Here is a 12,266-nt window from a genome sequence, read left to right as displayed (position 1 = left end):
GCGGGAGCGATGGAAAGGTCGGGACGGTATGAACAGAAATCAGGTCAACAGCTTGCGTAAGCTTGTTCTTGGCGCAGCAGTCGGCTTTGTAGTCTTGGCAGGCAACGCATATGCCGCCCAGATTTCCAACAACGATAGCGGGCCGCAGACGATTGTGGTCACCGAAGGTGCTTCCAAGCGCGAAATGATCGTCTCGCCTGGTGAAACTGTTGAATTTTGCGCCTCGGGCTGTTTCGTGACCTTTCCGAACGGAGATCGCGAAGCTCTGACTGGCGACGAAACGATTACGCTCAGCGGCGGTAAGGCTACGTTGAAATAGTCTTTCCATTTCAAGATGTAAAAAAGCCGAGGCACACTGCCTCGGCTTTTTATGTAGAAGATGTTTCGGTTAGCTGCGAGGCTTGAGGTTTTCCGGGTCGTAGAGAGGCTTGTAGCCAATCGAGGCGACTTCAACCGGATAAGTCTCTCCGAAATACTCCACGCTCAGTTTGCGGCCCTCCTGACAATAGGCCCATGGCAGGTAAGCGAGAGCGATGTTCTTGCCAATGGTTGGACCATATGCGACCGAGCTTGTGAAGGATCGACGTCCAAATTCGTCGACGAGCGTCTCTCCTGTTTCCGGATCCTGTACCGGCATGATGCCGACAGGATAACGCGCGACGCCGCTGGAATCCACATTTTCGGTCATGACGAGTGTGCAGAGCATCGCAGGTTGGTGTTCGCGGGAGCGGTACTCCACATGCTTTGCCTTGCCGCGGAAATCCGCTTCCTTGACCTTCGGGCGAGCAAGATCGGCTTCGAGAAGGTTGTACTCTGTCAGCAGATCGGCGTTCTGGAGGCGCAGGCTCTTTTCCATGCGACGCGTGTTGGCATAGGTTTCGACGCCAACCGCAATCACGCCGGTCGAACGCAGCGCATCCCAGACGGCAAGGCCGTCTTCGTAGCGCATATGCAGTTCCCAGCCTTGCTCACCGACATAGGAAATGCGGAATGCGGTAACATCCTTGCCTGCAATCCGGATTGGCTTGATGGCAGCGAAGGGGAAGTTTTCCGCATCAAGACCTTCCGGGTTCTCAACGACCTTCTTCAGATTCTCACGCGCATTCGGACCCCATATGCCGATGGTGACGTATTTCTCCGTCACATCGGTGATCGTGACGTCAAAGCCCTTATCTTCGGCCACACGGCGCATATAGTGGAAGTCGCGAGGCCCGGCATCGGCGCCATTGATCATGCGGATGCGGTCTGCCATGCGGATTGCCGTGAAGTCGGCGCGCACCATGCCTTCGTCATCAAGGAAGTGGGTATAGATGCCCTTGCCGATATTGGCATCGCCGCCAATCTTGGCAGCGCACAGCCATTCCATCAGCTCTACATGGTCTGGACCTTCGATATCGTACATCGCAAAGTGCGAGAGATTGATGATGCCGCAATTTTCAGTCAGTTCCAGATGTTCGGCATTGGAGACGCGCCAGAAATGGCGGTTGTCCCATTCGTTTTCGCGCACCGGAACGCGATTGCCGTATTTTTCCAGCAGGTGCTCGTTGGCGGCATAGCCATGCGCACGTTCCCAGCCGCCAAGTTCCATGAAATGGCCGCCAAGCTCCACTTCGCGCTCATAGAATGGTGAACGCCTGATATTGCGCCCCTTGGAGAACGGCTCACGGGGATGAACGGCTGGATTATAGACCTTCATTGCCGTTTCCGTACAGCGATCCCAGATGAACTGCTCGGTCATCTGGTGCGGATAGAAACGCGAATAGTCGATGGCGTGATGGTCGATGGATGTGCGGCCGTCGGTCATCCAGTCGGCAATGAGCTTGCCCATGCCGGGGCCGTCCTTGACCCAGATGGCGACTGCATACCACAGACCGCGCACCTTCTGGCTTTCGCCCATGGATGGGCCGCCATCGGTCGTGACTTGCAGGAAGCCGTTGAAGGAGTGGCTTTCGTTGTAGCCGAGCTCGCCCAGAATAGGTGTCAGTTCGATTGCGCGCTCTAGCGGTTCCAGAATCTGGTCCATCTCAAGATCGCGCTGCGATGGCGAGAGACGTGCTTCATGCTTTTCCAGAAGGTCACGCGGATGGCACAAGCGCGGGTTCTTTTCTTCGTAATAGCCCCATTCGATCTGGCCGCCTTCAGCAGTCTTCGGGTCGCCAGTGTCGCGCATATAGGCAGAGTTGCCCTGATCGCGCATGAGCGGCCAGCCGATTTCCTTGCCGGTGCCTTCAAACTCGCTATAGGGGCCGAAGAATGTCAGCGGATGGTCGATTGGCATGACGGGCAGGTCTTCCCCCACCATTTCGGCGATGAGGCGCCCCCAAAGGCCAGCGCAGATAATGACATAATCAGCTTCGATGGTGCCGCGATGCGTGACGACGCCCTTGATGCGACCGTTTTCCACGATCAGGGACTGAGCCGGTGTGTTGGCAAAGCTCTGCAACTTGCCAGCAGCTTCTGCCTGATCAATCAGCTTGCCGGCGACAGTCTGCGAACGTGGGATAACCAGACCTGCATCCGGATCCCACAGGCCGCCTTGAACCAGGCTTTCCTCGATAAGCGGGAATTTTTCCTTGATCTCCGCTGGTTCCATCAGTCGGGCGCGGGTGCCGAAAGCTTTACCCGATGCGACCTTACGCTTGATTTCATCCATGCGGGCATCGTCGCCAACGCGCGCCACCTCGATGCCGCCAACGCGAGCGTAATGCCCCATCTTTTCATAAAAATCGATGGAATAGAGCGTCGTCCAGCAGGAGAGGAAGTCATGGCTCGTCGCATAGCAGAAATCCGACGCATGGGCGGTCGAGCCGATATCAGTCGGAATGCCGGACTTGTCGATGCCGACGATATCGTCCCATCCGCGCTCGATCAGATGGTGTGCCACCGAGGCGCCAACGATACCGCCAAGCCCGACAATTACAACTTTCGCCTTTTTAGGAAACTCTGCCATTTTATGCGTCCCTAGAGCATTTCCAGCAAAAGTGCGAAGCGGTTTTGCGTCGGATAATGCGTGAAAAAGATGGATAGAGCGGTTCCGACGACTCCGTAATAACTGGAACTGCTCTAGTTGGTATTTGACAAAACCATAGTCGTTGGCTGGGCGCGACATTTGCCTTTATACGACATATTCGCAGCGTCAGACGACTGCATCGCAGCTTCTGGAAATCCCGGTAGGTCGAGCATCGGCTGTCCTGTTCGCGACATATCCATCAATCCTGCATCTACAGATGGTTCGATCTGTAGAACTGATTCCGGAAAAGCCTGTATGGTTTTGATTTTATTTTGAAAGATGACAGGAGTGGAGCTGCTCCATTCAAGATGCAGCTCCATCTTTCTTTGGCGTCGTGCTCAAGCGGCGATGAGCATTTTGCGCTCGGCGCGCTCCTGTTGTGGCGAGCGTCCGTATAATTCCCGATAGCATTTGGAAAAATGCGACGCCGAAACAAAGCCACAGGCGACTGCGACCTCGACCACAGGCATAGACGATTGCAACAACAAATGCCGAGCGCGATCGAGGCGAATTTCCAGATAATAACGTGCAGGAGACCGGCCCATCTCCTGTCGGAAAAGACGCTCCACCTGACGCCGCGAAAGACCAATCGTGTGGGCTACATTGATCAGTGCCTGCGGTTCTGAAAGATTGGCTTCCATCATCTCGATGATGGTCAACACCTTGGAGTTCTGAATGCCGAGCCGGGCACGCAGCGGCAGGCGCTGGCGATCCTGCGGGCTGCGGACACGATCAGTCAGCGCCTGTTCACAGATCTTGTTGACCAGATTGGCGTCGAAATCATCTCCGATCAGCTTCAGCATCATATCGAGAGAGGCGGTCCCGCCCGCGCAGGTGTAAAGGTTGCCATCGACTTCAAATAGATCGGCATAGACCTCGGCCTTGGGGAAGGCTTCCGAGAAGCCCGGAAGGTTTTCCCAGTGAATTGCACAGCGCTTGCCAGATAGAAGCCCGGCAGCGGCCAGTATATGGGCGCCGGTACAAAGCCCACCGACTGCCACGCCGCGATTATATTCCTCGCGCAACCACGCAAAGACCGACTTGTTCCTGAATTCTTCCACATAAACGCCGGAACAGACGAATACCATTGAGGGGCGCTGCTCGCGTTGCAGGAAGCGTCTCTCGTCTTCCAGCGATGCGTTGACTGCGCATTCCACACCATTGGATGCGGTCACCGGTTTTCCGTCAACCGATGTCAATCGCCATCGATAGGCATCATAGCCCAGCATCCGATTTGCGATGCGCAGCGGCTCGATGGCCGTTGCGAACGCTATCATCGAAAAGTTTGGAACAAGAAAAAAGACAATAGACCGCTTAACCGATGAAGCCTGGATCATGCCCGATCGTTCCCATTCTCGAAGGCTCTGTCTGCGGTTCCCGACGCAGCTGAAGCCTTGTGTCTCCGTCACGACTCCGGGTGGTTTTGGGCCCGGTTTTCTCCGGTCGCTTTCAGACCGGCAACCTTGCTGCGTTAGCCCTGTTTCACAGGGGGAGGGCGATGGCGCAAACGAGATAGTGTTCTATTGAGACACAGAACGGGTAGGTTGCAAAGTGCGGCTAAATGCCTGCCGCGAAAAGGTATTTTAATGTCGGGAAATTGAGGGCGGATCGTATGATCGCCCTCAATTGGCTTTACTGCTCATGCTTGAATTCTGCCGTGGTTTTGGTGATGCCCGGCAGACGATCATCCACATTCGGCCAGCCGATATCGTGCAATATGTGCTCAGGTAGCGCTTCCAGCACACGGCGGCTACGCCTCACTCGACGCTCGTAAGACCAGATTTCCAGCTGCTTCTGTACTTTGGCGTAAAATTCGAGAAGCCACGATGGTGCGTTCGCGGTCGATGATGTTGCCGTAAAGCGCATGACAGTTGCCCGGCCGTTGGGAGCGGATTGGCACTGAATGGTCATTTTCTCTCTCCTCATTCAGAAGGTTCGGTTGAGACGCTCGCTGCAGCTCTGCTTGTTCGTGTCTTGAATGTGCATTCGACTTGACGTTCAATCAAACGAAATATAGAAAGGTTTAAGATCAGAAAATTTGAACAATGTACTGAAAACGGAGTCCGTGATGACAGCGCCCGTTCAACATCCCCTTCCAATGCTTGATATTGATGTGCTGCGCACATTCGTGGCGATTGCCGATACGGGAAGTTTTTCCTCTGCGGCAAACGCTGTGTTCCGTACGCCATCTGCTGTTTCAATGCAGATCAAGAAGCTGGAAGAACAGATTGGTGTTGCAGTTTTCGATCGGGATGCACGTTCGGTCACGTTGACGAGCGATGGCGAGATTCTGCTTGGATATGCGCGTCGTCTTCTGGCTCTCAATCGAGAGGCTGTATCGAAGTTTGTTGCACCCACGGTGACCGGCGTTGTCCGATTGGGCTCGCCGGACGATATCGGCGAATGCGTGCTGCCGCTGGTGTTGAAGCGTTTTGCTGAAAGCCATCCCGGTGTAACGGTCGATGTGGTGATCGACCAGAGCAGCAACCTGCGCAAGCGGCTCGATGAACGCCGACTGGATGTGACGCTGATCAATGTATCTCATACGATATTGAACAAAGGCGATGTGGAAGTTCTGCTGGACGAGGAGTTGGTTTGGGCTGGCGCCAAATGCGGTACGGCTTATCGTCGTGAACCTCTGCCGCTTTCCATTTGGGAAGAGGGTTGCGCCTGGCGCGACAGCGCTCTGGAAGCGCTTGAAAACAGCGGTCGTCCTTATCGTATTGCCTATATGAGTTCGCATTCGACAGGACAGCGAGCTGCGATCATGGCCGATCTCGCGATTGCACCATTCGGTAAGACCCTGTTGAGTGATGGAATTGTTGCCTTGGGGCCGGAGCATGGTCTGCCTGCTCTGGGTCGCTATCAGCTAGGCATGGTTGTGAAGCCAGAAGCTGGCCCACACATTCAGGTTGTTGCCGACCATCTGCGAAGTGTTTTCGAAGGCTACCGCCGTTCCGGGCGCTTTGAGACGTTTCGCTCTAGCTGACAGCAGATCACAGTTTATTGGGATGGGAACTAATGCATTCTCTTGCCAGTGAAAAACGCTGCGCTAGATTTCTTTTGTGACAGCCGAGTGAATCGGCTTCACCGCCAGATGCCGGGCAGGGGCTTCGTATGTGGCGGGAGGCATAACTGGTTTGAATAGACTTGGAACTCTATGCATCTGCTCCTTCGAAAGAGCAGAAACGTGCATCCCATTGGAGAGACTGTCATGAAGCTGACCCGACTTGTCCCTGTTGCTATCGTTCTCTGCGCATTTACGCTTGCGTCATGTGCAAATACTGTTCGCGGCGTTGGTCGCGACGTAAAGGGCACCGCCCATGCGGTTCAGGAAACAGTAGAGTAAAGAGAACAGAAAGGCCCGGGTATACCGGGCCTTTTCTTTATGGAACCAGAAAATAGCTGACTGTTATGTGCTTGTCCGGTCGGGTTTTGTATTGAATATCGGTGGTGGCGATGTTGTATTGAGGCACAGGAATGTTCGCATTCTGCAATAGTGCTGCAATGCGGTCATTCGGTACAGCACCACCAAACCACATGACGAGCACGGGTGGTGTCAAATGCGCTCTGGCGTCCGGCGTTTCGGGATGCACCACACGCAAGGACGAATCAAACAATCTGAAATTGCCCGGTATCTGCGCATTGTCCGTCAGGATCGTCTTGAACGGACCTTTCGCCTGCACTTCTTCGTAAAGATGCCGATAGTCAAGTTGGCCATAGGGCGGCGAACTTGAACCGTAAGTCAGATAATAGCTCAGGACCGGCGGAACGATTAGCGCAACGACCGCGCTGACGACGGCATAGTCGATCAACGCCCTGTTTCCGATCCAATATCGCGCAAAAAGGCTGGCCATCAGTGCCGGAGTGAGGAACAGTACCGGCTGCAGCCAACGATCTTTTACGTTATTTGCGCCAGTAGCGACAACGCCAACCAGAACGATAACTAGCCCGACAAGAATCAGGAGGCGTATGAACTTTTCGCCGACAGTGAGCGGGGCAGAAGGTGCAGTTCTCTTCTTCCAGTGAATGAGCGCGATAATGCCCGCGATTGCCAGTGCAAGGATCGAGAACAGAAACGCCGCTTCGACGAGGCTCTCGACACCCATCAGTCGATCGAACAAAACATTGCCTGAAGCGCCGATCTCGAATTTGTTGGCGCGCGCCAGGACGCTTGATTTGTGGGCCAGCATCCAGAGTGCAGTTGGACCAAAGCAAATTGCAAATGCCAGAATTGTAACGAAGCTTAACTTGGAAAGCAGTATGCGGCGATATTCTGGAATAAGAAGTCCCGTCACGATCAACATGAGCAGGAAGAATGATGCATTGAACTTGCCGAGAAGCGCGGCAGCCATGGCGGCGCCAAGCGCGGCAGCGGATCCTGCATGACGCGCGCGCATATGCCAGGCAAAGGCCAGAAACGCCCAGCCACAGCCCGCTGTTCCTGCAACCGAATGCGTCAGGGCGCGCTGCGATTCCCATCCGATTTGCGGAATGAGAAACAGTCCGAGCATGCTGGCTGAGGCAACAATACGCGAGAAGCCGAGCAATCTCATAGCGCCGTAAACGCTCAGGAAAAGGCTAGCGAGAATACTGAACTTGACGATCTGGAGCGTGAGCATCGATGTGCCTAGCACTGACGCTACTAGATTGGTAATCCATGTATAAAGAGGGGGTTGCGATCCGCCATATCCCCAGTCCAGATACCCTATATTGGCGAGTTGTTCGGCGTCATCGAGACCGGCGCCGTTGGAAACGACGGTGACAAGAATGGTCTGGAACGCGAAATAGCACAGCACGAAAACTACAGCCAAAGGCAGGCCGAAAAACCTCCTGTCGGCAGTGGAAACAGCGGTGGCTGATCGTTGTGCAGTCAAACTCATTGCCCTGAATAAAAAATAACCTGTGCAGGCTTCACCGGAAGCGTTCTGCATTTCACAGGATTATGTCCGGATTTCAATCGAACAGCTCAAAAAGCTTTGTAACAAAGGCGTGTAATTGTGCAATTTTGCGGGATCAAGAGCAATGGGCCAGATTCAGGCAACTATTTGTAGGCCTAAATGGCAAAAACCGCGCTGCCAGAAGGTGCACGGTTTTGCCAATTACGCATGGCATCTCCGCCGAACAATACACTGGCGGGATATACTGAGCTCCGGTACGCAGTACCAGATCCGGAGCGTCGAGCCGAGGTGAACCCGTCTCGTGCTCCTTTCTAGCCCAACATCGTTACCGTACGGTTATCAGAGACTTAAGCAAATCTAAACAATGCAAGTTTTTTGCATTGGCGATTGTTTACTTTGCCCCGGATTTGGCGCGCAGGTAGTTGATGATGCCCGAAAAGTCTTCGCCGCCATGACCTTCACCGTCAAAAAGGCTGTAAAGTTCCTGTGCATATGCGCCAAGCGGCGTTTGCGCGCCAGCACTTTGGGCGGCTTCCTGTGAAAGTTTGAGGTCTTTCAGCATCAGAGCTGCCGCAAAACCGGGTTTATAGTCGCGGTTTGCCGGTGATGTCGGAACGGGGCCCGGAACCGGGCAGTAGGTTGTCAGTGACCAGCATTGCCCCGATGATGTTGACGCCACATCGAAGAGTGCCTGATGGGACAGGCCCAGTTTTTCAGCCAGGACAAAGGCTTCGCTGACACCGATCATCGATATGCCGAGGATCATATTGTTGCATATCTTTGCAGCCTGTCCTGCGCCGTCGCCGCCGCAATGAACAATCTTTCCGGCCATGGGCTGGAGGATTGGTTCTCCACGTTTGAACGCATCGTCGCTGCCGCCGGCCATGAAAGTCAGCGTACCTGCCGCGGCGCCACCGGTGCCGCCGGAAACAGGGGCATCAATGGAAAGATGTCCATGGCTCGCGGCCAGCTCATGTGCTCTGCGCGCCGAATTCACGTCGATTGTGGAGCAGTCGATGAAGAGTGAGTCTTTTCGAGTTTTTGGTGCAATATCTTCATAAACGGAAAGAACGTGCTTTCCGGCTGGCAGCATGGTGATGACCACGTCGACGTCAGCCGCCGCATCCTGCGCACTCGAAGCTATCGAGAGGCCATTGGCCTTCGCCTCATCAAGATGTTGCGGCAAGAGGTCGAAGCCGCGGACGGTGTGACCGGCTTTCACGAGGTTGGCGGCCATCGGGCCACCCATATTGCCAAGGCCGATAAATGCTATTGTGGCCATAATGAATTCCTCCCTTGGCGGTTGTTAAATGAAAGTGCGCGCACCTTATCCGAAAGCCGTTTCACATTTTTCGGGATGCACTTTAAAATCAACGTCCGATCATCTGGCGCGCAATGATCACACGCATGATCTCGTTTGTACCTTCGAGGATCTGGTGTACGCGGAGATCACGGACAAGCTTTTCGATCCCGTACTCATGCAGATATCCGTAGCCACCGAAAAGCTGCAGTGCTTCATTTGCCACATTGAAACCCGTATCGGTAACGAAGCGCTTCGCCATGGCTGACCATTTGCCTGCATCATGTGTTTTGCGATCGAGCTTGCTGGCAGCGGTGTAAAGAAGCAGGCGCGACGCCGAGAGTTCGGTTTCCATGTCCGCCAAGCGGAATTGCAGCGCTTGAAAGCGATCGATTGTCTGACCAAAAGCCTTGCGCTGGCTGCAATATTCGAGCGATTTGTCGAGTGCCGATTGCGCGCCGCCGAGCGAGCAGGCGGCAATATTAAGCCGACCGCCGTCAAGTCCTGCCATCGCTATGCGAAAACCGGTACCTTCTTCGCCGAGAAGGTTTTGAGCCGGGATGCGACAATTGTCGAAAATGACGGTTCTCGTCGGTTGCGCATTCCAGCCCATCTTGAATTCATTCGCGCCAAACGAAAGGCCGGGTGCATCTTTTGGCACAACGATGGTGGAAATCCCCTTGGGACCGTCCTCACCGGTACGCACCATTGTCACATAGACATCTGTGGCGCCTGCACCGGAAATGAACTGTTTGGAACCGTTGAGAATATATTGGTCGCCATCGCGTGTGGCCCGTGTTCTAAGCGCAGCCGCATCCGAACCCGATCCGGGCTCGGTCAAACAATAGCTGGCAAGAGATTCCATCGACGTAAGCTTTGGCAGAAAGCGCTGGCGTTGCTCGTCGTTACCGTAGGTGTCGATCATCCATGCAGCCATGTTGTGGATGGAGACAAAGGCCGAAAATGAAGGGCATGCGGTTGCCAGCGCTTCAAAAATAAGCACCGCGTCGAGCCGTTTGAGTGCCGAGCCGCCCACGTCTTCACGCACATAAATGCCGCCCATGCCTAGGGGCCCGGTCTCTTGCAATACATCGACCGGGAAATGTTTGTCGCGATCCCATTGCAATGCATGCGGGGCAACGCGGTCGCCGGCGAAGGCTCGCGCCATGTCCTGAATGGCAAGCTGATCTTCGTTCAGTTCGAACTGGTTCTGGTCGGCAGCATCCATGGTTTCCTCCCTGTAGCACCGCACCTCTTCCCCGGACTAGATCATAACCGTGGAAGGCTGCCAACGCTCCATTGGAATAATGTTGCTCACATTTGTAATAAACTGATGCGCATTTTTGCATAGATGCTCGCCGATCAAGGTCCCGTTGCCAGCGAGTTCAGTTTACGCTACGCAGCAGTTTATGGCACGCGCAATCATGTTTCAGGGAACGGGTTCGGACGTCGGCAAAAGTGTTCTTGTTGCCGGATTATGCCGCGTTGCACGCAATCGCGGCCTCAATGTTCGCCCTTTCAAGCCGCAAAACATGTCCAATAATGCAGCGGTCAGCGACGATGGTGGTGAAATCGGCCGGGCTCAGTGGTTGCAGGCAGTGGCTTGCGGTGTACCGTCGTCTGTCCACATGAACCCGGTACTCCTCAAGCCGCAGAGCGACATGGGTAGCCAGGTCGTTGTGCAGGGGAGGGTACGGGGCGAAGCGCGTGGGCGCTACTATCAGGAATTGAAACCACAACTCATGGCGGCTGTCATGGAATCCTTCGCCAAGGTCAGCGAAGGCGCGGACCTTGTGCTGGTGGAAGGGGCAGGATCGCCAGCTGAAATTAATCTGCGGGCTGGCGATATCGCCAATATGGGGTTTGCCACGCAGGCCGGTGTGCCGGTTGTTCTCGTAGGTGACATAGACAGAGGCGGCGTTATCGCTTCTCTCGTCGGCACGCACACTATTCTGTCCGGACAGGACCGCGCGATGGTTCGTGGCTTTCTGATCAACAAGTTCCGGGGTGATATTTCGCTCTTTGATGACGGGCTGGCTGCCATTACCCAGTTTACCGGCTGGCGCTCTTTCGGGGTGGTTCCGTGGCTGAAGGCGGTCTCGCGGTTGCCTGCCGAGGATTCGGTCGTTCTTGAGCGTGCCGCGCGCGGAGAAAAGAAGTCGCTCGTTGTCGCGGTACCGATGTTGCCGCGCATCGCCAATTTCGATGATCTGGATCCGTTGAAGGCCGAACCGGATGTAGAAGTAGTCATGGTGCCGCCGGGGTCCAGTATCCCGGACGATGCTGGCCTTATCGTTTTGCCTGGAACCAAGTCGACGATCGCTGACTTACTGGCTCTTCGTGACAATGGCTGGGATCGAGAATTATCTGCCCACGTGAAACGGGGAGGGCATGTGCTGGGTATCTGCGGCGGTTTCCAGATGCTTGGTCGTCGTATCAGCGATCCCGATGGTATAGAGGGGCATGTGCGCGATATTGATGGGCTCGAGCTTCTCGATATCAAAACGGTAATGGAGCCTGAAAAGGTGGTCCGCAATGTGCAGGCGACCTCACTTCTCCATGATGTACCGCTGCAAGGTTATGAAATTCATATCGGTCGCACGACCGGACCGGATATGACGCGGCCTTTTGCCCATATTGGCGGGCATGACGATGGAGCCATATCGTTGGATGGACGCATCATGGGGACCTATCTCCACGGTATTTTCAATGCTGACGAATTTCGCCGGAAATTTCTGGAGAACCTTGGTGTGCGGAGCAGTTCAATGAACTACCGCGCTGGCGTTGAAGCTGCATTGAATGAGCTGGCTGAAGGGCTGGAAGCGTGCCTTGATATTGATGCGCTGTTCGCAATCGCCTGAATTTCAAGCTCCGGATTTTTCTATATATTTAATCTGCATCCATAATTATTGCTGGCATTTTATAATTACTTGTTTGAATGTAATTTAAATTGTAACATCTATTTTTATACATATTTAGATATTCTTTTATTATTTTATATATTTAGAGGTTTTCTGTGCTTGTTAATATAGCGTCGGGCGCCGCATCCAGCTTT

General features: G+C 54.3%; 10 protein-coding genes. 4 read left to right on the top strand and 6 right to left on the bottom strand.

Going from position 1 to position 12,266, the window contains the following annotated elements:
- The first annotated feature begins 28 nt into the window (after positions 1-28).
- Positions 29-319 (top strand): hypothetical protein, encoded by a 291-nt coding sequence (locus MKS82_RS14975; RefSeq protein WP_109988500.1) that lies wholly within the window; start codon positions 29-31, stop codon positions 317-319.
- Between the two features lie 69 nt (positions 320-388).
- Here MKS82_RS14975 and MKS82_RS14970 read toward each other — a convergent pair whose 3' ends face one another.
- From MKS82_RS14970 to MKS82_RS14955, 3 genes are all read right to left on the bottom strand, one after another.
- Positions 389-2,950 (bottom strand): GcvT family protein, encoded by a 2,562-nt coding sequence (locus tag MKS82_RS14970; RefSeq protein WP_109988499.1) that lies wholly within the window; start codon positions 2,948-2,950, stop codon positions 389-391.
- A gap of 398 nt (positions 2,951-3,348) precedes the next feature.
- A complete protein-coding gene (locus MKS82_RS14960) occupies positions 3,349-4,347 on the bottom strand; it encodes a GlxA family transcriptional regulator (RefSeq protein WP_012091847.1) in 999 nt (332 codons plus the stop codon).
- A 295-nt stretch (positions 4,348-4,642) separates the two neighbouring features.
- Positions 4,643-4,921, bottom strand: coding sequence for a DUF1127 domain-containing protein (locus tag MKS82_RS14955; protein WP_109988497.1), 279 nt, complete (start codon positions 4,919-4,921; stop codon positions 4,643-4,645).
- A 157-nt stretch (positions 4,922-5,078) separates the two neighbouring features.
- Here MKS82_RS14955 and MKS82_RS14950 point away from each other — a divergent pair, with 157 nt between their 5' ends.
- Positions 5,079-5,999, top strand: coding sequence for a LysR family transcriptional regulator (locus MKS82_RS14950; RefSeq protein ID WP_109988496.1), 921 nt, complete (start codon positions 5,079-5,081; stop codon positions 5,997-5,999).
- Positions 6,000-6,224: 225 nt separating this feature from the next.
- Positions 6,225-6,359, top strand: coding sequence for an entericidin A/B family lipoprotein (locus MKS82_RS14945; RefSeq protein ID WP_012091850.1), 135 nt, complete (start codon positions 6,225-6,227; stop codon positions 6,357-6,359).
- A 37-nt stretch (positions 6,360-6,396) separates the two neighbouring features.
- Here the strand turns inward: MKS82_RS14945 and MKS82_RS14940 are convergent, their stop codons facing one another.
- The 3 genes from MKS82_RS14940 to MKS82_RS14930 all read right to left on the bottom strand — a co-directional run bounded on the left by MKS82_RS14940 (position 6,397) and on the right by MKS82_RS14930 (position 10,439).
- A complete protein-coding gene (locus MKS82_RS14940) occupies positions 6,397-7,893 on the bottom strand; it encodes a glycosyltransferase family 39 protein (RefSeq protein WP_109988531.1) in 1,497 nt (498 codons plus the stop codon).
- A gap of 409 nt (positions 7,894-8,302) precedes the next feature.
- The gene (mmsB, locus tag MKS82_RS14935; RefSeq protein WP_109988495.1) at positions 8,303-9,193 is read right to left on the bottom strand and encodes a 3-hydroxyisobutyrate dehydrogenase; all 891 of its coding nucleotides are present in this window, start codon (positions 9,191-9,193) and stop codon (positions 8,303-8,305) included.
- Positions 9,194-9,281: 88 nt separating this feature from the next.
- Complete coding sequence (locus tag MKS82_RS14930; RefSeq protein ID WP_109988494.1) at positions 9,282-10,439, bottom strand: isobutyryl-CoA dehydrogenase; 1,158 nt, start codon at positions 10,437-10,439, stop codon at positions 9,282-9,284.
- A 181-nt stretch (positions 10,440-10,620) separates the two neighbouring features.
- On the opposite strand from MKS82_RS14930, the gene MKS82_RS14925 reads away from it, so the two are divergent.
- Positions 10,621-12,072: a cobyric acid synthase gene (locus MKS82_RS14925; RefSeq protein WP_109988493.1), complete on the top strand. Its 1,452-nt coding sequence runs from the start codon at positions 10,621-10,623 to the stop codon at positions 12,070-12,072.
- Positions 12,073-12,266 lie beyond the last annotated feature (194 nt).

Origin of the sequence: Ochrobactrum sp. A-1 (assembly GCF_022488005.1) — a bacterium.
Taxonomy (GTDB): domain Bacteria; phylum Pseudomonadota; class Alphaproteobacteria; order Rhizobiales; family Rhizobiaceae; genus Brucella.
This window is presented reverse-complemented; position numbering and strand designations above follow the sequence as displayed.